Source organism: Ornithinimicrobium carbonis (assembly GCF_977012275.1).
In genome coordinates, this window is record NZ_OZ348993.1 from 3,464,943 (window position 1) to 3,489,217 (window position 24,275).

Below are 24,275 nucleotides of genomic sequence, written 5' to 3' on the forward strand. Positions count from 1 at the left end.
CTTAGTGACCTCCAGCTTCGCCGACCTCGGCGTGCCCGCCCACCTGTCCTCCCTCCTGGCCGAGCGCGGCATCACCGTGCCCACGCCCATCCAGGCCGCCACGCTGCCCGACTCGATGGCCGGCCGGGACGTCCTGGGCCGCGGCCGCACCGGGTCGGGCAAGTCCTACGCCTTCCTCCTGCCGCTCGTCACCCGGCTCAGCACCGGTGCCGACGCCCGCCGGTCCGCGACCCGTGGGCGTGCCCCCCGGGCCCTCATCCTGGCGCCGACCCGTGAACTGGTGCGCCAGCTCGACGAGGCGCTGGCCCCGCTGGCCAAGGCCGCCGGGCTGTCCACCCTGACCATCTTCGGCGGCGTCGGCCAGAACCCGCAGGTGCGGGCGCTGCAAGCGGGCGTCGACGTGCTCGTGGCCACGCCCGGCCGGCTCGAGGACCTCATCAGCCAGCGCCACGCGGACCTCGGATCGGTGCAGATCACCGTCCTGGACGAGGCCGACCACATGTCCGACCTGGGCTTCCTGCCCGCGGTCAAGCGGCTGCTCGACCGCACCCCGCGGGAGGGCCAGCGCATGCTGTTCTCCGCGACGCTGGACGCCGGGATCGACGTCATCGTCAAGCGCTACCTCGACCGCCCGGTCACCCACCACGCGGACTCGGCCCAGTCGCCGATCTCGACCATGGCGCACCACGTGCTGCACATCGACGCCGGCCACCGGCTCCCGGTGCTCACCGACCTGGCGTCCGCGCCCGGTCGGGTCGTCATGTTCACCCGGACCAAGCACGGCGCGAAGAAGCTGGCCAAGCAGCTCAACGGCGCGGGCGTGCCCACGGTGGAGCTGCACGGCAACCTCGCCCAGAACGCCCGGGTGCGCAACCTGGACGCCTTCCAGTCCGGCACGGCGACCACCCTGGTGGCCACCGACATCGCCGCCCGCGGCATCCACGTCGACGACGTGGCGCTCGTCGTGCACGCCGACCCGCCGGTCGAGCACAAGGCCTACCTGCACCGCTCGGGCCGCACCGCCCGCGCCGGCGCATCGGGCACCGTCATCACGATCATGACCGACGACCAGGTCCGCGACGTACGTTCGCTGACCCGCGCCGCCGGCATCAGGCCGACGATCACCAAGGCCCACCCCGAGCACCCCGTGCTCGTCGAGCTCGCTCCCGGTGAGCGCACGCTCGTCCCCGGTGGCCTGCAGCTGGCCGTCCCGGAGCAGAGCGGTGGCCAGGGGCGTGGCCGCGGCAACGGTGGCGGTCGAGGCAACGGTGGCGGCCGTGGCAGCGGCAACGGCGGCGGAGGCCGCGCAGCCGGTGGCGGCCGTAGCGCAGCCGGTGGCGGAGGCCGCGGTCGCGGCAGCGCCGCGGGCTCGGGCCAGGGACGCCCCGCCCGTACCGGCGGAGGCGGCGGCGCCGGCGGTGGTCGCTCCGGCGGACGCTCGCGGAGCGGCTCCGGCGGCGGTTCGGTCGTGGCCTTCTCCTCCTCCAGCAGCGGGAGCCGCGGAGGTCGCTGAGCCGCGGCAGGCTGCACCGCACGGCGTCACACAGCGCACGGCGTCACGCAGGGCACCACGCAGCGCACGGCGTCACGCACCGCACCACGCATCTTGACGGCGGGGGTCGACCTCAGGGTCGGCCCCCGCCGTCGTCGTGGGCCCCCGCCGTCGTCGTGGGCCACCGCCGTCGTCGTCGGCCACCGCCACCGCCACCGCCACCGCCACCGCCACCGAAGGTGCCGGCGTCCGGCCTGCCGCTCCGACCGACGGTCCACCAGGTGCTGGCCTACGGTCGGTGGGGTGAGCACCACCCACCGGATCCGCATCGGCATCTCCGGCTGGAGGTACGCCCCCTGGCGCGGCGTCTTCTACCCGCCCGGGCTGCTGCAGCGTCGCGAGCTGGAGTACGCCTCCCGCTGCCTGGACACCGTCGAGATCAACGGGTCGTTCTACTCCCTTCAGCGTCCCAGCAGCTACCGGGCCTGGGCCGAGCAGACACCGCCCGACACGGTCCTGTCGGTCAAGGGGAGCCGGTTCATCACGCACATGAAGAAGCTGCGCGACGTCGACACGGCGCTGGCCAACTTCTTCGCCTCCGGCCCGCTCGCCCTGGAGCACCGGCTCGGGCCGTTCCTGTGGCAGCTGGCCCCGCGCTTCCGCTACGACCACGACCGCCTGGACGCCTTCCTCGCCCGCCTGCCGCGCACGGCATACCAGGCCGCAGAGCTGGCCGCCCAGCACGACGACCGTCTGCGCGAACCCGCCTGGACCTCCCCCGGACCCGACCCGGAGCGTCCGCTGCGGCACGTGCTCGAGGTGCGCCACCCCACCTTCGCCGACAACGCCGAGCTGCTCGACCTGCTGCGGCGGCACGGCGTCGGGATCGTCGTCGCCGACGCCGCCGGGCTCTGGCCCTACTACGACGTGGTGACCGCGCCCGTCGTGTACGTGCGCCTGCACGGGGACACCGAGCTCTACACCAGCGGGTATGGCGAGGAGGCCCTGGGCGTGTGGGCGCAGCGCATCCGGGGCTGGGCCGAGCAGGCCGAGGTGTTCGTCTACTTCGACAACGACGTCAAGGTGCACGCGCCGCACGACGCGATGCGGCTGGCCGACGTGCTCGGGGTGACCGCCTCGTCGCGTCTGCCCGGGGAGCGGGGCCCGAGCGACGTGCAGGGGTGACCGGGTGAGGCACGGCTGGCCGTGGGGCGGGGCCTACAGTGCTGCCAGCGCACTCGTACTCCATACCCGAGAGGACCACGCATGCCGCAGCTGCCGGGCAGCCCCCTGGAGATCTTCCCCCTGAACCTCGGCGGCAACGCCTTCGGCTGGACGGCGGACGAGAAGACGTCGCACGCGGTGCTCGACGCGTTCGTGGAGGCGGGCGGCACCTTCGTGGACACCGCCGACTCCTACGCCGCCTGGGTGGACGATCGTGGTGGCCAGTCGGAGACGATCATCGGCTCGTGGCTGGCGGCGCGGGGGCGGCGGGACGACGTGCTCGTGCCGACCAAGGTGGCCCGAAAGCCCGGGCGTGAGGGACTGTCGCGGGCAAACGTGCTGGCGGCGGTCGACGAGTCGCTCGAGCGGCTCCAGACCGACCACGTCGACCTGTACTACGCGCACTTCGACGACGAGGACGTGCCGGTGGCCGAGCAGGTCGGGGCGTTCGACGAGGTGGTCCGGGCGGGCAAGGCCCGGGCTGTGGGCCTGTCGAACTTCTCGCCGGCACGCATGCGCGAGTGGTTCGAGACGGCCCGTCAGGAGGGTGCCGCGGTGCCGGTCGCGGTGCAGCCGCGCTGGTCTCTGGTGTCCCGCGAGACCTACGAGCGGGACTACGCACCCATCGTGGTGGACGAGCAGGTGTTGGTGTTCCCGTATCCGGCGCTGGCCTCGGGGTTCCTCACCGGGAAGTACCGGTCCGAGTCGGACTTCGAAGGAGCGCCCCGGGGTGGAGCGGCCCGGCGCTACTTCGAGGCGGGTGGGCTCAGGGTGGTGGACGTGCTCGTCGACGTCGCCGGTCGGCACGGGGTCGAGCCCGCGACGGTGGCGCTCGCGTGGCTGCTGGCCAAGGGGGCGACCGCACCGATCGCGTCCGTGTCCCGACCCGAGCAGCTCGCGCCGCTGCTGGCCGCTGCGACCACGACACTGAGCGACGAGGACGTGCGCCGGCTTGACGAGGCTTCCGAGGGCTTCTGACCGAGTGCCCGCTGTTCCCCGGGTCGAGGTCGGGGCGCTGGAGAGCTCAGAAGGGTGGGGGGTCGTCGGGGGCGGGGCGGGTGGCCCAGCCGTCGGTGTGGCCCTGGCTGGCGGTCCTTGACGCCCAGGGGTCCTGGGTGCGGGGGGTGTCGGGTGTCTTCGCGCCGGGGGTGTCCTTGATGTCGAGGAGCTGTTCGGGGGTGGGGCCTTTGAGGTCGGCGTGGCGGCCGTCGCGGGCCAGGGCCAGGCGGGGGTCGATGCTGGCCCAGCCGGCCAGGCGCAGGTCGTAGGCCTCGGCGTCGACGAGGTCGTCGGTGGCGCGGGCCGGGGCGCCGGCGTGGCGGTGCACGATCGCGGCGTACAGGAGGCGGTTGGCCAGGTCGGCCCGGTCGGCCCACCGTTGCGTACCGTCGGGGTCGTCGAGGTCCGAGGCGGGGGCCAGGGCATCGAGGCGGGTCAGGTACTGGCGGTAGTCGTGCCCGCGGGTGGTCACGACCTGTCGCAGCAGGGTGGTCCAGGTCAGGTCGCGGCGTTGGTTCATCGCCGAGGACCACAGCCGGGCGGTCTTGAGCGCGTGGAAGAAGACGCCCTTGCCGTTGAGGTTGGTCTCGGCCGTGGGACCGCCGTCCTGGTGCTCGTGCTCGTGGTCGAGCTGCCAGCGCTGCGGCGGGGTCCGCTCCCCCGGGCCGCGCCCGTACACGTCGGCCGCGGCGATTTGGCGGCGCATGTCCGCGTCGGGCCGGTAGGCGGCGATCGTGCGCTCGATGCACCGCCCGTCGGCCGGGTCGACCAGGATCCGGTGCATCGTCGTGCCCGGTGCCAGCGCCAGCTCCCGGGCCCCACCCGGGGTCAGGAACGCCGGGTGCAGCCCCACCAGCTCGGCCACCGTGCCCGACCACGCGACCCCCGGCAACGGGACCTGCCCCACCACCGGCCAGCCCGGTGGCACGGCCATCGGTGCTGGCGCGCCCGGCGAGGGCGGCGCGCCCGGAGAGGGCGGCGCGCCCGGAGAGGGCGGCGCGCCCGGAGAGGGCGGCGCGTCGGGCGAGGGCGGTGACGCTCCTGGCGGGGTCGGTGGCCCTGCTGAGGACGGCAGGGCAGACTGGTCCCCGCATCGTCGGGCGAGCCAGTCCGGCAGCGGAGGCCAGCCAGGGCCGGCCAGGGTCAACGACCCGACGTCGGCCGGACCATCTCCACCCCGGTTTCCCTCGCTACCGCCTCCGCCACTGCTGCCTGCTCCGCCATGGCTACCGCCACCCCGGCCTTGGACGCTACCCCCACCTTCGCCGCCCGGTCCGTGGGCACGCCCGCGACCGGGGCCGGGGTGGGTGTGGGCGCACCTCGGACAGGCCACCGTCCCGGTCAGGGAGTCCCAGGGGACCACGACCTGCAGGTTCACCGGTGGGGTCGCCGTCGTCACCGCGGCCAGGGCGTCCAGGTCCTGCGGTGTGAGCAGCTCATCGACGACCTGCGGAATCGCGACCGTGCCGTGCAGCAGGAGACCGGCGCACAGGTCCGAGCGCAGCTGCGCCAGCGAGCGTTCCTCCCCCGCACCCCTCAACGTCCTGGCCATCCGGTCGATGCGGGCGAACACGCCCACGCCCGAGATCAACGGGGTGCGCACACCCACCGTGGCGGTCCCGTCGTCGTGCACCCGCAACCACGCGTCCCGCCCCGCGACCGCCTCGTCGCGGGCGGCCCGCGCGGACCGCTCGTCCCTGCCCCTGGCCCGGACCACCTCACGCTCGAGCGCGGCGTAGAACTCCTTGACCGCCCACGCCCGTCCGTGCAGCTGCCCGTCCGGGTCCAGCCGCTCCGGCGCCGCGCACGCAACGTCGCTGCCGAAGAGCGCCGCGCCGATCATGGTCACGTCCTCGGTCGGCAGCGACCCTGCCTTGGTCCAGAACCGGCGCACCAGGTGCCAGGGCACCTCACCGCGGCGCAACGCACCCAGCACCGCTCCGACGATCCCCTCCGGCGCGCACGCCACCGCGACCATGTCCCGGGCCTCTCCGCGGCCCAGACCCAGGGCCACCTCCAGCTCGGCAGCCACCAACGACTTCACCCGCGCCCGCCACTTCCCCCAGGCCGTGGCCGACAACCCCGCCGGATCCTCGACCCCCTTCTCCTGCAGCAGCCGCCGCCCCGTGCGCACCGCCAGATCCGCCACCGCGACCAGCTGCACCGCCTCCATCCGGCACCGCAACAACGCCAACGCCCCCACCCCGTGGACGGCCTCCAGGTCCATGGCCGGGGCAGTGAGAACTCCCTCGTGCTCGGCCGCCACCACCGCCGCACCAGCCATCGCCTCCACCGTCGCGGCCTCCAGTCCCAGATCGGACAGGACGCGACCCACGGCGCCGATCGGATCCCGCAACGTCAACCCCGGGTCGTGCTCGGCCGCAGGCTCCGCCCAGGCTCCGGGACCGGTCAGCTCCTGCCACACCAGTGACTCTCCGAGGGCGCAGGCCTCGGCGTCGTAGGGCTCGATGTCCTCCCACGGCGGCTCCACCACAGCGACACCAGGACCCGACCCACCCGACACCCACGACGCCCCACCACCACGACCGGCACTGCGACTGCCACCCATCGAACCCCTCCTCCCCAGACATCCCCCTGCCTGAGACCCATATTAGGACATGTGTTCGAACATGGCAAGAGGTATCCCCAGCTCGCGTGTCCCCCACCGCGCGAGAACCCCGCAGGGCTGGCTCGCGGGGGCCTCGGGCGGCCAGACCGACGCGAGCGGCCCCCACGTCAGGAACGTGAGGGCCGCGCGAACACCCGGTTCAGATCAGGTCAAAGGTCAGGTAGGGCAGACCAGGTCAGGTAGGCGAGTCAGGGCACGAGCAGCAGCTTCCCCGTGGTGCCACCCGCCTCAAGGTCCTCATGCGCCCGCCGGGCCTCTGCCAGGGGATATCGTCCGCCGATCCGCACCTTCAGCGACCCGTCGGCCACCCCGCCGAGCACGTCGCCGGCCCGCCACAGCAGCTCCTCACGCTCGGCCGCGTAGTGCGCCAGCGACGGCCGGGTCAGGTAGAGCGACCCGCCGTGGTTGAGCGCCATCGGGTCGACCGGGGGCACCGGCCCGCTGGCCGCGCCGAAGAGCACCATCATCCCGCGGGGGCGCAGCACCGCGATCCCGGCGTCGAACGTGTCCTTGCCGACCCCGTCGTAGACGACGTGCACGCCGTCCCCGTCGGTCAGACGCTGCACCTCCTCCGCGAGGTCGACGTCGCGATAGAGCACGACCTCGTCCGCGCCCGCCTCCTTGGCCAGCTCGACCTTCTCCTGGCTTCCCACGGTCCCGATCACCCGCACGCCCTTGGCGCGCAGCAGCTGGCACAGCAGCAGGCCGACCCCACCGGCGGCAGCCGTCACCACCGCGGTCTGCCCCTCGGCGGCCTCGAAGGTCGAGTTCACCAGGTAGTGGGCCGTCATGCCCTGCAGCATCACCGCGGCCCCCAGCTCGAGCTCCATCCCCTCCGGCACCGGGACCACCCGCGCGGCCGGGACCAGGACCTGCTCGGCATACCCGCTCCCGGGGGCCATCGCCCACGCGACGCGGTCGCCCACCTGCACGTCCTCCACGCCCTCACCGAGGGCGGAGACCGTTCCCGACCCCTCGTTCCCACCGACGAACGGCAGCGGCAACGGGTACCTGCCGCTGCGCTGGTAGACGTCGATGAAGTTGATCCCCCCGGCCGCCAGGTCGACGCGGACCTCGCCGGGGCCGGGCTCCGGCGTCTCCCGCTCGACGACGGTGAGGGCCTCCGGCCCTCCGGGCTGCTCCACGATGACTGCACGCATGTCCCGACCCTACCCACGCCGACGGGGCCCGACCGTCGGAGGCACCCCCTGCGGCTCCCCTGTGTCCACCCGCACCGTCGCACCGGACCGCCAAAGCCCCCGCGAACCGCGGCCGGCGCTGTGGGCGCTGGTCATCGGGTTTCATGGTCCTGGCCGGCACCACCATCGTCTCGGTGGCCACGCCCGCCCTCATCGACGGCCTCGACGCCAGCGTCAACGAGGTCCTCCGGGTCACCTCCGGCCACCTGCTGGGGTATGCCGTCCCGCTCCTGGTCACGGGCGCCCGGGTGACCGGGGCCGGAGCTGCAGACCCTCGTGGGGGCCTGCCAGGCGGGCGACATTCAGGCCTGCGACGACCTGTGGTTCGCGGCCCCCTCCGGATCGGCCGAGGAGCAGCTGGGCGCCGACTGCGGTGGCTTCTACCCGGGGCAGGGACCGGGCTGCGTGTGGGCCGAGGAGGACGCCGCCCTCTCGCCCTGATGCAGCAGGTGGGCCACCAGGGCGATCGTCTCCTCGACCGACCCGGCCCGCACCGGCGGACGCCCGGGTCCGTCGGTGCCGCCCAGCAGGTCGGCGTCCCACCCCAGCAGGACGACCGGCACCCCCGTCCGGCACGCGAGCGCCACCTCGCTGAGGGTTCCCCAGCTCGACCCGACGGCCACGACCACGTCGCTGACGCGCACCAGCAGGCCGTTGCGCAGCTCGCCCAGCCCGGTGGGCAGGACGACCGTGTGGTGCTCCCCGGCCGCGCCCCGTTCCCGGCCCGGGAGCAGCAGCCCCACGCTCAGGCCGCCCGCCGCGCGGCACCCCTGCGCCGCCGCGGCCATCACGCCGCCCAGTCCACCGGTGACGACCACGGACCCCCGCCGCCCCAGGGCCTGGCCGACGTCCCTGGCCAGCCCGACCTGCTCGGCCGTGGCACCGTCCCCCGGCCCGACGACCCCGACGTAGCCCGCGTGGCCCGCGTCTGCCTCGCCCCCCGTTGACCGGTCAGCTGGGGTGGCCGGAGAGCTCATCATCGGCGGTGCTGCCCGAGGAGGGGACGACCGACGCCACCGGGCTGCTGCTGGCCGCCCGTCCTCGACGGCCGGTGACGGCCCGGACGATGCTTATGGCGGCGACCATCGCCAGCGCCCCGCCGAAGATCCAGGCGAAGGGCGAGGGGTCCTGTGACCGGTCGGTGCTGCGGTTCATCGGATGCTCCTGGGGTCGCGGTGCCGGCGGCGTCGTCGCCGCCTCCTCCAGTGTCGCCCCTCAGACCTCGAACGTCACTCCCTGGGCGAGGGGCAGCTCGCCGGAGTAGTTCACCGTCGTGGTGACGCGCCGCATGTAGGCCTTCCACGCGTCCGACCCGGACTCCCGACCGCCGCCGGTGTCCTTCTCCCCGCCGAACGCGCCGCCGATCTCGGCCCCCGAGGTCCCGATGTTGACGTTGACGATCCCGCAGTCCGACCCCTCCGCCGAGCAGAACAGCTCGGCCTCGGCCTGGTCGCGGGTGAAGATGCTCGACGACAGGCCCTGTGGCACGGCGTTGTTCATCGCCACCGCCTCCGGGAGCTCCTCGTAGGTCATCACGTAGAGCAGCGGGGCGAACGTCTCGGTGTGCACCACCTCGGTCTGCCGCGGCATCCGGACGACGGCCGGCCGGACGTAGAACGCCTCCGGCGCCTCCTCGGCGAGCACCCGATCACCTCCGGCGAGCAGCTCGCCCCCGTCCTGGACGGCCCGGTCCACCGCGCTGCTGAAGGTCTCGAAGGACCGTCCGTCGAGCAGCGGCCCCACCAGCGTCCCCGCACCCGACGGGTCCCCCACCTTCAGGCTGCGGTAGGCGGACGCGAGCCGCCGGGTGAGCTCCTCCGCCACGTCCACGTGGGCGATCACCCGGCGCATGGTCGTGCACCGCTGCCCCGCGGTGCCGGCGGCGGAGAAGACGATCCCCCGGACCGCCAGGTCGAGGTCTGCGCTGGGTGCGACGACGGCGGCGTTGTTGCCCCCGAGCTCGAGCAGGCTGCGCCCGAGCCGTCCGGCGACGACCGGCCCGACCGAGCGCCCCATGCGGGTCGAGCCGGTGGCGCTGAGCAGGGCCACCCCACGGTCGGCGGCCAGCGCCTCCCCGACCTCGGGACCGCCCAGCAGCACCTGGGAGAGCGCCTCGGGATGCCCCGCCTCACGGATCGCCCGCCCCAGCAGCGCGTCGGCGGCGAGCGCGCACAGCGGCGTCCGCTCGGAGGGCTTCCACACCACCGGGTCGCCGCAGACCAGGGCGACCGCGGTGTTCCACGACCACACGGCGACCGGGAAGTTGAACGCCGAGACCACCCCGACGACGCCCAGCGGGTGCCACGTCTCGCTGAGCCGGTGCCCGGGCCTCTCCGAGGGCATCGTCCGCCCGTAGAGCTGCCGCGACAGCCCGACGGCGAGGTCGCAGACGTCGATCATCTCCTGCACCTCGCCGAGCGCCTCCGAGGTCACCTTCCCGGCCTCGACGGTCACCAGCGCGGCCAGGTCCTCCTTGTGCTCAGTCAGCAGCTCGGCCCACCGCTTGACCAGGGCCCCGCGCACCGGGGCCGGCACGGTGCGCCATCCCTCGAACGCCTCCCGCGCGCGCCGGACCGCCTCGCCCACCTCGTCGGGCCCGTCCCACTCCAGCGAGGACACCACGCCGCCCGTCACCGGGGAGCGGCCCTCGTGCGCCCCCCGCCGGGCGTCCAGGTCCACCCCGCAGGCGCGCGCCGCGGCCTCGGCCCGGGCGCGCAGCTCCTCCTCGGTCGGCAGGGACGCGGGTATGCGGTGGGGCTGGGACGGCACGGGAGGATCCTTCCAGGGTGCTCGGGTGGGCCCCGGGACCGGAGGTCCCGGGGCCCCTCACCCTGCCACAGCCGAGCGGGGACCTATCCCTGGTAGCGGGGCCGGGGGGGCTGCGGCCGCTGGCGGGCGAACTCCCCGCCCGCCCGACCGCCGTAGGGCCGGCCGTGGTCGGCGTACTCCTCCCGCCGGTAGGTCAGCGACCAGCGGCCCACGGACACGACCGCACCGGTCCGCAGCGGCACGGGTCGATCGACCTCGGCCCCGTGCACGCGGACGGACTCACCGGCGACCGGCACCACCTCGTACTCGTCGGTGGCTGGGTTGCGCCGCACCTGCAGCTGGCCCGGCGCCAGCCCCTCGAGGACGAGGTCGTCCTCCGGGCCCGACCCGATCGTCGTGGTGCCCCGGCGCAGGTCCAGCTCCGTCCGGGCGCCACCCTGCTCCGGCGGGGCGGTGTAGTAGACGAGGCGCGGACGCCCGCCCCCGAGAGGATCGTGCGTGGTGGTCACGTGCCGCCGGCGGGGCGGGGCGACGGTGGGGGCGGGTGGCCACGGCGTGGACGGGGGCACCAGCCCCCGCAGCGACGGGGCGCCCGCGTCCCCCTTCGACCGCGCCAGCCGCAGGGCGGCCCGCCGGTCGTGCAGCGCGATGTGGGCCGACCCGGTCAGGGCACGGTCGAGGATCGAGGCGCGGACCCTGCCGAGCGACAGGATCCGGCCATGGTCGCCCTCGACGACCACGGTCAGCCCGTCGTCGGCCAGCAGCCGTGCGAGGTCGCGGACCGGGTCCACGGTCGTGCGCAGGTCCGCGCCCATCGGCAGGACGTCCAGCCCGTCCAGGTGCACCGTCAGCGTCGACCCCGACCCGGTGACGCGACCGGTGAGCCGGCGGCCGGGGTCGTCGGCGGCAGGACCGGTGTCCACCGTCAGGGTGAGGTCGGCCTCCACGTGCAGGCGCGGGGCCGCCGGGGCCGCGGTGGGCGCGGACACGACGGTCACGCCCTGTCGGAGGCGGTGGCGTCGTGGCCCCGGCCGGTGTCGGAGGCGTGCTCCTCGGTGGTGATGCGCAGCGTCCCGTCCAGCTTCCAGGTGGCGCGGGGGGCGTCGGGGCCGGTGTCCCGGGGGACCTCGACGGCCATGTCGACGAAGCTGTAGTTGATCGCGGCCCCTTGGCCGGTCAGGTAGCTCCACATCTCCTTGGCGAGGTCCGTCCACGAGACGGCGCCGGACCCGTCGGCGGCCGGGGCGGTCCCGGGGCCGCCCGGGCTGACGGTGGTGCTGGCGGGGCTGGTGAGCTCGGTCATGTCTGCATCTCCTTGGTTCATCTTTGGACAACCTTTGTCCAATGTCTGTCAGTGTGACACCACCGGGCCGTCGACGCAAGGGGCACCCGTAGGCTGAGCCGCACCCACCCCATACCCGCAGGAGCGCACCGTGGCCCGCCTGAGCAGCACCGACCTGCCCGTCGACCTGATCGACCTCGACGCCGTCCTCACCGAGGAGGAGCGTGCGGTGCGCGACAGTGTGCGCGCGGTGTGCGCCGAGCACGTCCTGCCCTTCGTCGCGGAGTGGTACGAGCAGGGGCGGGCGCCGGTGCGCGAGCTGGCGCGGGTCTTCGGCGCCCACGGCCTCATGGGGATGCACCTGCAGGGCTACGGCTGCGCGGGGATGAGCGCCGTCGACTACGGCCTGGCGTGCCTGGAGCTGGAGGCCGCCGACTCCGGGGTGCGCTCGCTGGTGTCGGTGCAGGGCTCCCTGGCGATGTTCGCGATCTGGCGGTTCGGCAGCCAGGAGCACAAGCAGCGGTGGCTGCCCGCGATGGCCGCGGGCGAGGCGATCGGCTGCTTCGGCCTCACCGAGCCCGACCACGGCTCCGACCCCGGGTCCATGCGCACCCGGGCGCGCCGCGACGGGGACGAGTGGGTGCTGGAGGGGACCAAGACGTGGATCACCAACGGGTCGGTGGCCGACGTCGCCGTCGTGTGGGCGCGCACCGAGGGCGACCCGGAGGGGCGGGACACCGTCCGGGGGTTCGTCGTCCCCACCGACACCCCAGGATTCTCCGCCCCCGAGATCACCGGGAAGATGTCGCTGCGGGCCTCGGTGACCTCCGAGCTGGTCCTCCAGGGGGTCCGGCTGCCCGCCGACGCCGTCCTGCCGGAGTCCGGGGGCCTGCGCTCCCCGCTCGCCTGCCTCGACGAGGCGCGGTACGGGATCGTGTGGGGATCGATGGGGGCGGCGCGGACGGCGTTCGTGACGGCCCGCGACTACGCGGTGGAGCGCGAGCAGTTCGGCCGGCCCATCGCGGCCTTCCAGCTCACCCAGGCCAAGCTGGCCCGGATGCACCAGACGCTGGCCACGGGGCAGCTACTGGCCCTGCACCTGGGCCGGCTCAAGGACCGCGAGCTGCTCCGTCCCGAGCAGGTCAGCGTCGGCAAGCTCCACAACGTCACCGCCGCGATCGAGGTGTGCCGCAGCGCCCGCACGGTGCTCGGCGCCAACGGCGTCTCCGGGGACTACCCGGTCATGCGGCACGCCAACAACCTGGAGTCGGTGCTCACCTACGAGGGCACCGAGGAGATGCACACCCTGGTCGTGGGACAGGCGCTGACGGGCCACCAGGCGTTCAGGTAGGCCGACCCCTCAGGGCCACCGCCGCTCAGACGACGAGGACGCGGCCGCCCATCCCGAGCATCCCGTCGGCCCAGAACATGTCCATCGCGGCGGTGGAGATCCGGGCGCAGCCGTGCGACGCGGGCCAGGGCGGGATCGACCCGGAGCCGTGCACCGCATAGTTGCCGTCGTAGAACATCGGGCGGTACAGCTCGCCGAGCTCGCCCTCGCGCCAACCGTCGCCGAGCGTGCCCACGGAGTCCATGAAGCCCACGACGAAGTCGCCGGAGGGGGTCTGGGCGGTGTACTCGTTCCCCCTGAACTCGTAGGGCTCACCGTTGCCGGTGGAGGTGTTGAACACCATCGTCGTCGCTCCTCCGCGGACGACGAGGAGGAGCTGCGGCCCGAGGTGGACCTCCACGTGGTCCCCGCCGGCCACGGGGGCCGGCCGGTAGCCGGTCTCCACGGCCGCCTGGGTCGCTGGCCCGGCGATGCCGTCGCGCACGAGGCCGTGGGCCTTCTGCACGGCCCAGACCGCCTGCTGGGTCAGGTGGCCGAACACGGCGTCGGGGGTGCCGCACCAGTAGCCGGTCGACCCCAGCTGCTGCTGCAGCGCCAGCACCCCGTCGCCGGCGTCACCACGCTGGTATGCCGCGGGCTGGGGCGGCGGGGGCGGCTCGGGCTCCGGTTCGGGCTCGGGCTCCGGCTCGGGCTCGGGCTCAGGCTCAGGCTCCGGCGGGGGTGGCGGCGGCGCGGCGACGACCCGGTCGTACGTGTCGGCGAGCCCGCCCAGCACCGCGCCGGTGACAAGACCCAGACCGCCCCGGAGCAGGTCCCGCCGGTGCATCGGCAGCCGGGTGAGGGCCTGCGGCACCCCCTCGTATCGCTGCAACCTCATGCCCGGTCCTCCCCGTGTGCGGCGTCGACGCGTCCGCCATTGGACGCACGGACCGGACCGGTGGCCCCCGGGCGACACGCGGTCGTTGCCGAATCGTGACCACCGACGGGTGGGGCGCACGCCCACGTCATACAGTGTTCCCACACGTCGGCCGACCCCTCCGGGAGGACCTGCATGGCACCGTCGCCGCCCCTGTCCCGCCGCTCCGTGCTCGCGCTGGGCGGGAGCGCGGCCCTCGGCGCGGTGCTCGCGGCCTGCGACGTCGGGACCCGGCCCGTGCCGATGACCGGGGACGGGACGACCGCGACGGGGACCGCCGGCGGACCTGCCCCGCGGTTGCAGCAGTGGTACCACCAGTACGGCGAGGAGGGGGTGCGGGAGGCGGTCGAGCGCTACGCCGCCGAGTACGAGGCCGCCGACGTCACCGTGAGCTGGCAGCCCGGGGCCTACGACCGCACGACCGTGACCGCCCTGGTGGGCGGCGAGGGTCCCGACGTGTTCGAGTACCCCAACGGACCCTCGGTCGACATGATCCGGGACGGCCTCGTGGTCGACCTGACGGACGTCTTCGGGGACGCCCTGGCCGACTTCACCCCGTCGATGATCGAGCGGATGACCTACGACGGGAAGATCTGGGCGATCCCCCAGGTCATCGACACCCAGGTGCTCGTCTACCGGCCCAGCCTGCTCGAGCAGATGGGCCTCGAGCCGCCGCGCACGATGGAGGACCTGCAGGTCGCGGCCCGCGAGCTGACCACCGACCAGGTCAAGGGCCTCTTCCTCGGCAACGACGGCGGTGCCCAGCGGATGGGCGGCCCGATGCTGTGGTCGGCGGGCCTGGACTACCTGGAGGACGACGAGGTCGCCTTCGACTCGGCCGGCGCGGCCGAGGCCCTGACGGTGCTGCGCACGTTCTGGACCGACGAGGTGCTGCTGCTGGACTCGCCGCAGGACTGGGACGACCCGGCCCCGCTGACGTCCGGCCGGGCCGCCATGCAGTGGACCGGCCTGTGGACCTTTCCGCAGATCCGGGCCGAGCTCGGCGACGACGTCGGGGCCATCCCCTGGCCGTCCATGCCCGGCGGGTCCCCCTCGGTGCCCGTCGGGGCCTACGGGTCCTGCGTCTCGGCCCGTGCGACCGACGTCGAGGCGGCCCGGGACTTCGCCCGGTGGCTGTGGGTGGAGAAGACCGAGCACCAGCTGGACTTCGCGACCTCCTACGGCGTGCACATCCCGGCCCGGCTGAGCCTCGTCCCCCAGGCCGACGTCCTGGCCGACGGTCCGGCCAAGGACGTGGCCGCCTACGTCGTCGAGCACGGCCACGTGCAGACGCCGCTGCTGTGGACCCCTCGGGCGCAGGCTGCCTGGGCCGAGATGATGGGCAGGGTGGTGCGGGAGGGGGCCGAGCCGCAGGCCGAGCTGGACGCCCTGGTCCCGCTCGTCGAGGAGGAGCTGGAGCGCGTGGCGGTCTGAAGGCCCGGGGCTCGTTCCCTCCCTCTTCACCACCGGGGGCGGTTCGACGACGGGGCAACTGCCCCGTCGTCAGAGACCGACGCCGAAGACGAGGGGGACCAGGGTGTACAGCATCAGGACCGCGACGAGCAGCGAGATGATGTTCAGCCACACCCCTGCCCGGACCATCTGCTTGATGCTCACCTCGCCGGAGCCGAAGGCCACAGCGTTGGAGGGAGTGGCCACAGGGAGCATGTAGGCCGAGCAGACCGCCAGGGTCACCGTGATCGTCATCAGCAGGGGATCCATGCCGATGCCCACGGCGACGGCGCCGAAGATGGGGAAGAAGGCCGCGGCCGTCGCGGTGTTGGAGGTCAGCTCCGTCAGACCCAGACCGACGACGGCGACCACGACCAGGATCAGCAGCGGGGACATGCCCTCCAGTCCGCCGACCTGCTCCCCGATCCAGGCGCTGAGACCGGTGGCGGAGAACATGGCCGAGAGGGACAGACCCCCGCCGAACAGGAGCAGCAGTCCCCAGGGGATGTCACGGGCGGCGCTCCACCTCAGCAACGGGATGCCGTCCGGGTCGACCGACCGACGTTCCGCGGGCACCAGGAAGCACGCGATGGCCGCCACCATGGCCACCTGCGGGTCGGAGATGGAGGCCAGGAACGGCAGTGCGGCCCCCACCGCGGGGATGTCCACGATGAACGGCACGGCGACCCAGAAGAAGATCGCGACCGCGAAGATCGCGGCCACCCGTCGCTCGGCCGTCGACATGGACCCCAACCCGCGGAGCTGGTCGTGGATCATCTCCTTGCCGCCGGGAATCCGGTCGACCTCGGGACGGAAGACCAGCTTCGTGAGCACGAGCCAGGCGATGACCAGCATGATCGCAGCCCACGGGACACCGACGAGCATCCAGCGGCCGAACGCGACGTCGATCTCGTGCGCGTCGGCCAGATAGGCCTTCATCAGAGCCATGGGCGGCTGGCCGATCACCGTGGCCGTGGAACCGATGGTCACTCCGTAGGCGACGCCCAGCAGCAGCGAGGCGGCAAACTTCGGGCCTGCGGACGCCGGGTCCACCTCGCGGACGAGGTGGAGGACCGAGACGGCGATCGGCACCATGATGACCGCGGTCGCGGTGTTGGACACCCACGCGGAGATGAGGGCCGAGGCCAGCATCAGGCCCAGCACCATCTGGGAGGAGCGGGTCCCGACCGCCCGGATGGTCAGCAGCGCGATCCGGGTGTGCAGGTTGGACCTCTCGGTGGCCAGCCCCAGGATCACGCCGCCCATGACGAGGAAGACGACGGGATTGGCATAGGGGGCCGCGACGTCCGACATCGAGGCCGAGTCGAGCAGGGGGAAGACGGCCAGCGGCAGGAGCGAGGTGACCGGGATGGGTGCCGCCTCGGTCATCCACCACAGCGCCATCCACGCGGCCGTGCCGGCCACCACCCTGCCCTCGACCGGGAGCGACGACGGGAGCAGGAGCGCGAGGACGAGGGCGACCACCGGACCCAGGGCCACCAGCCACCACCGGCGTGGACCCGCGGGGTCGAAGGAGTCCCCGGCGTCGGCCACCGGGGTGCTGGGCGTGGTCGCCTCGCTCGTCATCGTCATGGGAATACCTCTGCGGTCGTCGGACGGGGTCCCCATTCACGCTAGGGCGTTGCAAGGTACAGAAAAAGACTCAAATCACTGCGGATTGATTCTTGCGGATTATCAGTCGTCGAGGTCTTGGCGCTGAAGACGCTGGCGTAGGGTTCGAGGCGTGGATACCGACGCCAGCAGCTCGACCCGGATCGCCGTGCTCATCGACTGCGACAACGTCTCCGCCAAGCACGCCGAGTCCGTCCTGGAGGAGCTGGCCAAGTACGGCACCCCGACGGTCAAGCGGGCCTACGGCGACTGGACGACCCAGCATCTGGTGGGGTGGAAGTCCGAGCTGCACCGTCACGCCATCCAGCCGGTGCAGCAGTTCGCCTACACCGTGGGCAAGAACTCCTCAGACTCCGCGCTCATCATCGATGCGATGGACCTGCTGTGGCAGGGCAACGTCGAGGCCTTCGCCCTGGTCTCCTCCGACTCCGACTTCACCCGGCTGGCCACCCGGCTCCGCGAGTCCGGAAAGCGGGTCTTCGGCCTCGGGCGGCGGAAGACCCCCGAGTCGCTGCGCCGCGCGGTGGACCAGTTCATCTTCCTGGAGGTGCTCCAGGAGCAGGACCAGGACCACCGGCAGCTCGAGGACGACGGGCCCGAGGACGCCGGGCCGGACACGGCCGGTGAGGACGACCGCGGGAGCACCACCCCGTCCATCAACCTGCAGAGCGCCCTGACCAAGGGGGTCAACGCCACCTCGGGCGACGACGGCTGGAGCCGGTTGAGCGTCGTCGGCCAGCACCTGAACCGGGCGCACGCCGACTTCGACCCGCGCGAGTTCGGCTACGCCAAGCTGTCCCAGCTGGTGCAGGACCAGCCCTACCTGGAGACGATGACCGAGGGCGCCCACCTCATGGTGCGCCTGCGGCAGAAGAGGGGCGGACGGTCGACGAAGGCGTCCGCGACGACGAAGACACCCGCGAAGGCACCCGCGAAGTCGATGGAGAAGTCGGCGGAGAAAGCACCCGAGAAGGTGGAGAAGGCGGCCGAAGCGACCGTCGAGAAGGCACCGGCCAGGAGGACGCGGGCCGGGTCGTCCCGGGCCGCCGCGGCCCAGGGCGCGGCCGAGAAGGGCGCGGCCGAGAAGGACGACGTGGAGAACAGCACCGGTGCGGACGCGCCCGTGCCGGACTCCCCCGCCACCCAGGCCCCCGACACCGCCACCGAGCAGAAGCCGCCCGTGCGGCGCACGCCCACCCGCCGAACGGCCAGCCGCCGTGCCACGTCGGGAACCACGAGCCCGGCCGGCGGGGACGCCTGAGGGACGCCGTGGTCGGGACGGACCCCGCCCTGCTCACGTTCGGCCACGGGACGCTCGACGCCGAGGGCCTGGGCGACCTCGTCCGCTCGGCCGGCATCGCCCTGGTCGTCGACGTCCGCCGTTATCCGGGCAGCCGCACCAACCCGGCCGCGGGACGCCCCGCCCTGGAGGACCTGCTCGCCGACGTCGGGGTCGGGTACCGGTGGGACGAGCGGTTGGGCGGCCGCCGACGGCTCGACGCCGCGGAGCGCGCCGACAACCCGGACACCTGGTGGCGCGTCGAGCAGTTCCGGGCCTACGCCGCCTGGACCCGCGAGCCGCCGTTCCGCGACGGACTGGCCGACCTGGTGGCCGGGCTGTCCGGGGATCTGCGCGGGCGCACGGCGGTGATGTGCTCGGAGGCGGTCTGGTGGCGCTGCCACCGCCGGATCGTGGCGGACGTGGTTCTCGGCGAGCAGGCGACGCCCGTCGGACACCTCATGCACGACGGCCGGGTCACCGCGCACACCCTCAGCGACGGGGCTCGACGGGGTCCGGACGGTCGGCTGGTGTGGAGCGGGGACGCAACCGGCTGACCTCGACCGGGCGCACCTCGACGACGGGAGCAGCGGCCTCGGCCGGGACGACGAGGGACCACGGCCGGGGGTGACGGTGGGTGATCGTCGGACCGGCGACGGGGTAGACCTCCACCACGTCCGCGTCGACGAGGACCCGCGTGCCCGCTCTCAGGTCCACCGCTCCCAGCTCGGGGTGCACCAGCCGGGCACCGTCGGCGAGCGCCTCGACCTGTGCGGCGCGGTCGAGCACCTCGTCCGCCCCGGAGGCGGGGGTCCCGACAGCACCGAGGGGCAGCCCGGCCGCCACCAGCGGGTCGAGCACCAGGCGGACCGCGCCCTCGTGACCACCGTCGGGATCGCGCACGACCCGCCGGGGAAGGGTCAGGCAGCCGGCATGGTCAGGCCCACCGGCGGGCCGGTCCTCCTCGCGCACCCACCCCATGAGCCAGGCGCCCGGCCCCGGGTCCGCGGCGACCTGCGGCGCGTAGAAGGCCTGCCCGGCGTCCAGCACCTCCACCCCCGAGGGGGCGAAGCGGGGCACGCCCCCCTCGTCGAGGATCCTGCCCCCCACCGACACGACCCGGGTCAACCGGCCCCGGTCGTGCAGGGACAGGATCAGCGCCGCATCGCCGTCGCCCAGCAGGACCAGCTGCGGGCACTCCCACACGTCCGCGGGGAGCGCCCCGGCGAGCTCGACACCCTCGCCACGCAGCCAGATCCCGGCGTAGAGCCAGTCGTCCAGGTCCGTGCAGTCGTAGAGCAGGACCGCAGGGGTCCCGTCCTCCAGTCCGGCGCCGAGCAGCGCCCAGCGCCGACCCCCGTGCTGGAGGACGAACGGGTCGCGCATAACCCGGACCGGAGCGCCCGGCTGGGCCGCGACCACCTGGGGGGCCGACCAGAGCACGAGGTCCTCGTCCCCATGCCGCAGGCAGACGGTGCTCACCTGGGTCTCGTCGACCACCCCGGTGTAGAGGGCCACGGCCCCGTCCGCCGTGGGCACGACCACCCCGCTCCAGCAGCCGAACGCGTCCGGCCCGCCCTCGGTGGGTCCGAAGGCGACCGGGTGGTGCTCCCACCGGAGCAGGTCCGTGCTGCTGGCGTGCCCCCACGCGATCCGGTCGTGCCGCGCGGCCTCGGGGTTGTGCTGGTAGAAGACGTGCCAGCGCCCTCCGGTGAAGACCATCCCGTTGGGGTCGTTGAGCCAGCCGCTCCGCGGCCTGAGGTGGTATGCCGTCCCGTCGGGTGCGCCGCACGCGGCACCGCCGTGGTCGCCCCCGGCACCGCCGTGGTCGCCCCCGGCACCGCCGTGGTCGTCGCCGTCGCGGCCGTGGTCGTCCCCGTCGCGGCCGTGGTCGTCCCCGTCGCGGCCGTGGTGGTCGCCGTCACCGCCTGGGTCGCCGTCATCGCCCACGGCAGCACTCCCCCAGCTCGATCCGCCCCTCGGGGCTGTCCAGCACGGCGTGCAGGCGGGGCTCGGGACCGCGGTGCACCTCGACGCGGACGCCCAGGGCGGCCAGGTCCCGGGCCACGGCCTCCGGGTCGGGGTGGTCGACCGCGAGCTCGACGAGCTCCAGGGTCGGCATCGAGGCGTCGGTGGGGTGGGGCCCGTCCCAGGCGATGAGGAACGGCTGCACGCCGCCGTGGCCCAGCGGACGGGGCACCGCCAGCCGCCAGGCCAGGCGGGTGCCGTCGGGCAGCTCCCTGCTCGCGGCGACGGGGTGCCCGGCGTCCACCCCCGCCGCCTCCGCCGCGGCGAGCGCGGCGTCCAGGTCCTGCGGCTGCACCGCCCAGGCGTGCAGCCGGGGGACGAAGTCCGCCCCCAGGGTCCCCAGCCCGAGCATCGTCTCCTCCGGTGCCACCGGGGGCTGGTCCGGGTCGGGTGCCAGCAGCTCCAGGTAGCACCGGCGTCGCCCCTGCCAGGTCATCCCCACCAGGGCGTTGCGGGTCCCCCGCCCGGGATGGGCACCGCCCGCGACCGGCTGCACCCCCGTCCGGCGCGCCAGGTCCAGCACCGCGTCCTCCAGGTGGGGGACGGCCAGGACGAGGTGGTCGAGGGCGGCGGGCATGAGGGACATCCTCAACCATGCGCCGCCGTGCCGCCACCACCTGTGCTCCTATCCGTCCAGCAGGCCCCGGATGTCCTCGGCCGTGATCGTCCCGGAGCGGAACTCCCCGGCGTCGACGACGGTGCGGAACAGGTCGCGCTTGCGCTCCTGCAGAGCCACGACCTTCTCCTCGATCGTGCCGGTGGAGACGAGCCGGTAGACGTTGACCGGGCGGGTCTGGCCGATCCGGTGCGCCCGGTCCACCGCTTGCGCCTCGGCGGCCGGGTTCCACCACGGGTCCAGCACGAAGACGTAGTCCGCCTCGGTCAGGGTGAGGCCGAAGCCCCCCGCCTTCAGGCTGATGAGGAACACCGGGTCCTGGCCCTCGCGGAACGCCGCGATCCGGGCGGGCCGGTCACGGGTGCGGCCGTCCAGGTAGGAGCAGCTGATGCCGGCCGATGTCAACGCTTCCCGGACCAGCCCCAGGTAGCCGGTGAAACTGGAGAACACCAGCGCCCGGTGCCCCTCGGCCGCCAGCTCGCGCACCTGGTCCACGAGCACCGAGATCTTCGCCGAGGTCGCCAGCCCGACGTGCTCCTCGTCGACGAGCCCGGGGTCCAGGGCGAGCTGGCGCAGCATCGTCAGCGCGCGGAAGACGGCCATCCGGTTGCGGTCGAGGTCCTGGAGCAGTCCCAGCACCCGTTGACGCTCGCGCTGCAGGTGGCGGTCGTAGACCTTCTGGTGGCTCGGGTGCAGCGGGACGGGCAGCACCTGCTCGACGCGCTCGGGCAGCTCGGTGGCCACCTCACCCTTGGTGCGGCGCAGCAGGAACGGACGCACCCGGCGCCGGAGCCGGTCCAGCGCCGAGGCCGACCGCTCCTGCTCGATGGGCCGGCGGAAGTGCTCGGTGAACGACTCGGGCCCGCCGAAGAGCCCCGGCGCGGCCAGGGAGGTCATCGACCAGAGGTCCATGACCGTGTTCTCAAGGGGTGTCCCCGTCAGGACGAACGTGCGGGGGCTGCCCAGCTCGCGCACCGCGCGGTAGGTCACCGACCGGTGGTTCTTGACGAACTGCGCCTCGTCGAGGACCACGCCGCTCCACGGCAGCGCGCGGTACTCGGCCGCCTCCAGCCGCAGCAGGGTGTAGGAGGTGATGACAAGGTCGGCCGACCCCACGGCCTCCGCCAGCGCGGCCCCCCGCCGTCTGCGGGTCGCGGTGACCGCGGCGGTGCGCAGGCCGGGGGCGAACCGGCGGGCCTCGGACTCCCAGGTGGCCACCACGCTGGTGGGGGCCACGACGAGGACCGGCCCCTCCGCGAGGTCACCGCGCTCCTCCCCCCGCAGGACCGTCGCGAGGACCTGCACGGTCTTGCCCAGCCCCATGTCGTCGGCCAGGATCCCGCCGAGGCGCGCGTCCCACAGGATGCTCAGCCACCGGAAGCCCTGCAGCTGGTAGTCCCGCAGCGTCGCGTCCAGCGCCTGCGGCACCTGAGCGGTGCCGCGGTCGGCGTCGCCGAGCCGGCGCAGGGCGTCCACAGAGTCGCTCCACCGCTGCGCCTGCTCCCCCACGACGCCCAGCTCGACCAGCTCCTCCCACAGCCCCGCCTGGTAGCGCGTCAGCCGGACCGCGTCCGGACGCTCGACGTCGGTCAGCGCGCGGGCCTCCTCGATGAGGCGGCGCAGACGCTGCAGCTCCGGGGTGTCCAGGGCGAACCACGTGCCCGAGGGCAGCATCATGACGGCGTCTCCCCGGACGAGGGCTGCGAACAGCTCCTCGAACGGCACGGGTTCACCGTCGACCGTCACCGTCACGTGCAGGTCGAACCAGTCCTGGGGTCCGTCGTCGTCGCTGCCGACCTCGCTGGTGCCGAAGGTGACCACCGGGGCGTCCTGGGCCTCGGCGTATCCCGGCAGCTCCCCGTGCAGCCGCACGAGCACCTCGTCGTGGTCCTGCAGCGCCGGCAGGACCACGCTGACGAAGAGCGCGGTGTCGCGACCGGAGAGCGTGCGCGGCTCGGGCCGAGGGGGGACGACCCACGGGTCGACGAGGGCAGGCATCGCCGCCAGCAGCTCCCCGACCTCGGCGAGGAGGCGGTCCTCGGTCCTGATGTCGCGGGGGCCATCCTCGTGCGAGCGCCGGAGGGGGACGACCACGCCCCCGCCGGTCCCCGCCTCGGGATCCTCAGGGCCCCCGGAGGTGCTGGTGTCCCGCCCGCGGTAGAGGAAGCTCCAGGCCAGATCCAGCGCGTGCTCGGGCCCTGGCGTGAGGTCGAGCAGCAGGACCGGCCGGGCCGGCTCGAGGTCCTCCGCGGAGCCGTCGCCGGAGCGGACCGGGACCGCCCGGGCCAGGTGCGGGTAGTAGAGCGTGCGGAAACGCTCGACGTCCTCGACCGGCACCTGCACCGGGGTGTCCCGCTCCACCAGCGGCACGAGCGGCTCGGGGATGCTCGTGCGCACCGGCCACAGCTGCAGCCGGCCCTCCCGGTCGACGCGGACCACGCCGTGCGCGGGCCGGCCCAGGACGAGCAGCCGCCCCGCACCGTCGTGCCCGTCGCGTCCGTCCCGGCCCTCGTCGTCGACGGGCCCGTCGTCGTGCACCAGCCGGGGAGCCAGCGACAGGTGCCCGTCCTCGGCGCGGGCGAGGTCGAGCACCACGTCGACCGTGCCCCTGCCCAGCTCGACGGCGGTCAGGCCGGTCCCGGCCACGAGCTCGACCCCGACGTCGCGGCACCGCTGCAGCACCGGCCAGGCCAGGGCCCCCATGTCGCCCAGGGAGAGCTCGGTGGCCGAGAAGTGCCGGTAGGACAGGCTCTGCGCGGCCGTGTGCAGCTGGCTGACCGCCGCGCGGTGGACCGGGTCGACCCCGGGGCTGGCCCACGGGCTGGACAGGTCCCGCCAGGTGACGCCGCTGCGGGCCCAGCGACCGCCGCCGCGCAGGCTGCGCCGGACCGGGCGGACCACGACCCGCGCCCGCTGGTCCCAGGCGTCCGGGCCGTCGGGCAGGCCCAGCTCCAGCCCGAGCCGGTGGGTGGGTTCCTGCTCCCCGTCGCCGTGGGGACCGCCCGCGCCCGGCGAGGGCGCCCGGACGACGGCCGCCAGCGCGTGCTCCCAGTCCTGCCGCGAGGTGTCGGCCCCCAGCTCCCGCAGCCGGCGGGCCGCGACGAGCATCACGGCCACGGCGTGCTTGCAGTCGACCGCCACGGGGCAGGAGCAGCGGCCGAACCACCCGGTGTCGGCGGTCCCCCGGTCCGGCTCCACGACCGTCTGGTAGAGACCGCGGCCCGACCCGTTGACGGTGGCGACCAGCTGGCCGCGCCGCCCGGCGGCGAGGGTGCGCACCTGGTCGCTGGCGGCATACCCCTCGGCGCGCGAGAGGGTGACCACCCCGACGTCGCGCACGAGGGTCTCCCTGCTCAGCTCGAGCACCCAGCGCGCGGAGGTCAGGTCGGTGGCCACCCCGTCACCGT

The 24,275-nt window shown here is 74.0% G+C and carries 18 protein-coding genes and 2 pseudogenes; 8 read left to right on the forward strand and 12 right to left on the reverse strand.

The genetic code is table 11. From position 1 onward, the window contains the following. Positions 1-4: 4 nt before the first annotated feature. From ACWHYA_RS15905 to ACWHYA_RS15915, 3 genes are all read left to right on the forward strand, one after another. The gene (locus tag ACWHYA_RS15905) at positions 5-1,513 is read left to right on the forward strand and encodes a DEAD/DEAH box helicase (protein WP_425940660.1); all 1,509 of its coding nucleotides are present in this window, start codon (positions 5-7) and stop codon (positions 1,511-1,513) included. Positions 1,514-1,795: 282 nt separating this feature from the next. Beyond that, positions 1,796-2,677 carry a DUF72 domain-containing protein gene (locus ACWHYA_RS15910; protein WP_425940658.1) on the forward strand — a complete coding sequence of 294 codons (882 nt, stop codon included), beginning with the start codon at positions 1,796-1,798 and terminating at the stop codon, positions 2,675-2,677. Between the two features lie 81 nt (positions 2,678-2,758). Beyond that, entirely contained in the window at positions 2,759-3,694 is a 936-nt protein-coding gene (locus ACWHYA_RS15915; RefSeq protein ID WP_425940657.1) for an aldo/keto reductase, read from the forward strand. Between the two features lie 46 nt (positions 3,695-3,740). On the opposite strand, the gene ACWHYA_RS15920 is transcribed toward ACWHYA_RS15915, so the two are convergent. Together ACWHYA_RS15920 and ACWHYA_RS15925 are read right to left on the reverse strand one after the other, a co-directional pair. Further along, a complete protein-coding gene (locus ACWHYA_RS15920) occupies positions 3,741-6,209 on the reverse strand; it encodes a hypothetical protein (protein ID WP_431473707.1) in 2,469 nt (822 codons plus the stop codon). A gap of 323 nt (positions 6,210-6,532) precedes the next feature. Next, complete coding sequence (locus ACWHYA_RS15925) at positions 6,533-7,504, reverse strand: quinone oxidoreductase family protein (protein ID WP_425940654.1); 972 nt, start codon at positions 7,502-7,504, stop codon at positions 6,533-6,535. A gap of 61 nt (positions 7,505-7,565) precedes the next feature. On the opposite strand from ACWHYA_RS15925, the pseudogene ACWHYA_RS15930 reads away from it, so the two are divergent. Further along, a pseudogene (locus ACWHYA_RS15930) lies at positions 7,566-7,785 on the forward strand (MFS transporter); the annotation flags it as partial. A gap of 138 nt (positions 7,786-7,923) precedes the next feature. On the opposite strand, the gene ACWHYA_RS15935 reads toward ACWHYA_RS15930, so the two are convergent. The 5 genes from ACWHYA_RS15935 to ACWHYA_RS15955 form a co-directional block, all read right to left on the reverse strand. Next, positions 7,924-8,523 (reverse strand): SLOG cluster 4 domain-containing protein, encoded by a 600-nt coding sequence (locus ACWHYA_RS15935; protein ID WP_425940653.1) that lies wholly within the window; start codon positions 8,521-8,523, stop codon positions 7,924-7,926. Then, entirely contained in the window at positions 8,495-8,698 is a 204-nt protein-coding gene (locus tag ACWHYA_RS15940; protein WP_425940651.1) for a hypothetical protein, read from the reverse strand. The genes ACWHYA_RS15935 and ACWHYA_RS15940 overlap by 29 nt, the downstream gene beginning before the upstream one ends. A gap of 60 nt (positions 8,699-8,758) precedes the next feature. Then, positions 8,759-10,312: an L-piperidine-6-carboxylate dehydrogenase gene (gene amaB / locus ACWHYA_RS15945; protein ID WP_425940649.1), complete on the reverse strand. Its 1,554-nt coding sequence runs from the start codon at positions 10,310-10,312 to the stop codon at positions 8,759-8,761. Positions 10,313-10,395: 83 nt separating this feature from the next. After that, positions 10,396-11,301, reverse strand: coding sequence for an FHA domain-containing protein (locus ACWHYA_RS15950; RefSeq protein ID WP_425940647.1), 906 nt, complete (start codon positions 11,299-11,301; stop codon positions 10,396-10,398). 5 nt (positions 11,302-11,306) lie between these two features. Then, positions 11,307-11,615, reverse strand: coding sequence for a hypothetical protein (locus tag ACWHYA_RS15955; protein ID WP_425940645.1), 309 nt, complete (start codon positions 11,613-11,615; stop codon positions 11,307-11,309). A gap of 130 nt (positions 11,616-11,745) precedes the next feature. On the opposite strand from ACWHYA_RS15955, the gene ACWHYA_RS15960 reads away from it, so the two are divergent. Then, positions 11,746-12,945 (forward strand): acyl-CoA dehydrogenase family protein, encoded by a 1,200-nt coding sequence (locus ACWHYA_RS15960; protein WP_425940643.1) that lies wholly within the window; start codon positions 11,746-11,748, stop codon positions 12,943-12,945. Between the two features lie 25 nt (positions 12,946-12,970). Here the strand turns inward: ACWHYA_RS15960 and ACWHYA_RS15965 are convergent, their stop codons facing one another. Next, the gene (locus ACWHYA_RS15965; RefSeq protein WP_425940641.1) at positions 12,971-13,822 is read right to left on the reverse strand and encodes a L,D-transpeptidase family protein; all 852 of its coding nucleotides are present in this window, start codon (positions 13,820-13,822) and stop codon (positions 12,971-12,973) included. A 174-nt stretch (positions 13,823-13,996) separates the two neighbouring features. Between ACWHYA_RS15965 and ACWHYA_RS15970 the strand changes: the two genes are divergently transcribed. Continuing rightward, a complete protein-coding gene (locus tag ACWHYA_RS15970; protein WP_425940639.1) occupies positions 13,997-15,295 on the forward strand; it encodes an ABC transporter substrate-binding protein in 1,299 nt (432 codons plus the stop codon). A 69-nt stretch (positions 15,296-15,364) separates the two neighbouring features. On the opposite strand, the gene ACWHYA_RS15975 is transcribed toward ACWHYA_RS15970, so the two are convergent. Beyond that, on the reverse strand, positions 15,365-16,906 hold the full coding sequence (locus ACWHYA_RS15975) for an SLC13 family permease (RefSeq protein WP_425940638.1): 1,542 nt from the start codon (positions 16,904-16,906) through the stop codon (positions 15,365-15,367). A gap of 151 nt (positions 16,907-17,057) precedes the next feature. On the opposite strand from ACWHYA_RS15975, the pseudogene ACWHYA_RS15980 reads away from it, so the two are divergent. Together ACWHYA_RS15980 and ACWHYA_RS15985 are read left to right on the forward strand one after the other, a co-directional pair. Further along, positions 17,058-17,840 (forward strand): annotated as a pseudogene (locus ACWHYA_RS15980) (NYN domain-containing protein); the annotation flags it as partial. 374 nt (positions 17,841-18,214) lie between these two features. Continuing rightward, on the forward strand, positions 18,215-18,781 hold the full coding sequence (locus tag ACWHYA_RS15985) for a DUF488 domain-containing protein (protein WP_425940636.1): 567 nt from the start codon (positions 18,215-18,217) through the stop codon (positions 18,779-18,781). On the opposite strand, the gene ACWHYA_RS15990 is transcribed toward ACWHYA_RS15985, so the two are convergent. The 3 genes from ACWHYA_RS15990 to ACWHYA_RS16000 are packed head-to-tail and all read right to left on the reverse strand — an operon-like array spanning position 18,717 to position 24,264. After that, positions 18,717-20,174, reverse strand: a complete 1,458-nt coding sequence (locus tag ACWHYA_RS15990) for a glycoside hydrolase family 32 protein (protein ID WP_425940634.1) — start codon at positions 20,172-20,174, stop codon at positions 18,717-18,719. The two genes, ACWHYA_RS15985 and ACWHYA_RS15990, sit on opposite strands and share 65 nt — an antisense overlap. Beyond that, on the reverse strand, positions 20,164-20,829 hold the full coding sequence (locus ACWHYA_RS15995) for a VOC family protein (protein ID WP_425940632.1): 666 nt from the start codon (positions 20,827-20,829) through the stop codon (positions 20,164-20,166). Before ACWHYA_RS15995 ends, ACWHYA_RS15990 begins: the two co-directional genes overlap by 11 nt. Positions 20,830-20,877: 48 nt before the next feature. Then, positions 20,878-24,264, reverse strand: a complete 3,387-nt coding sequence (locus tag ACWHYA_RS16000) for a DEAD/DEAH box helicase (RefSeq protein ID WP_425940630.1) — start codon at positions 24,262-24,264, stop codon at positions 20,878-20,880. Between the last annotated feature and the right edge of the window lie 11 nt (positions 24,265-24,275).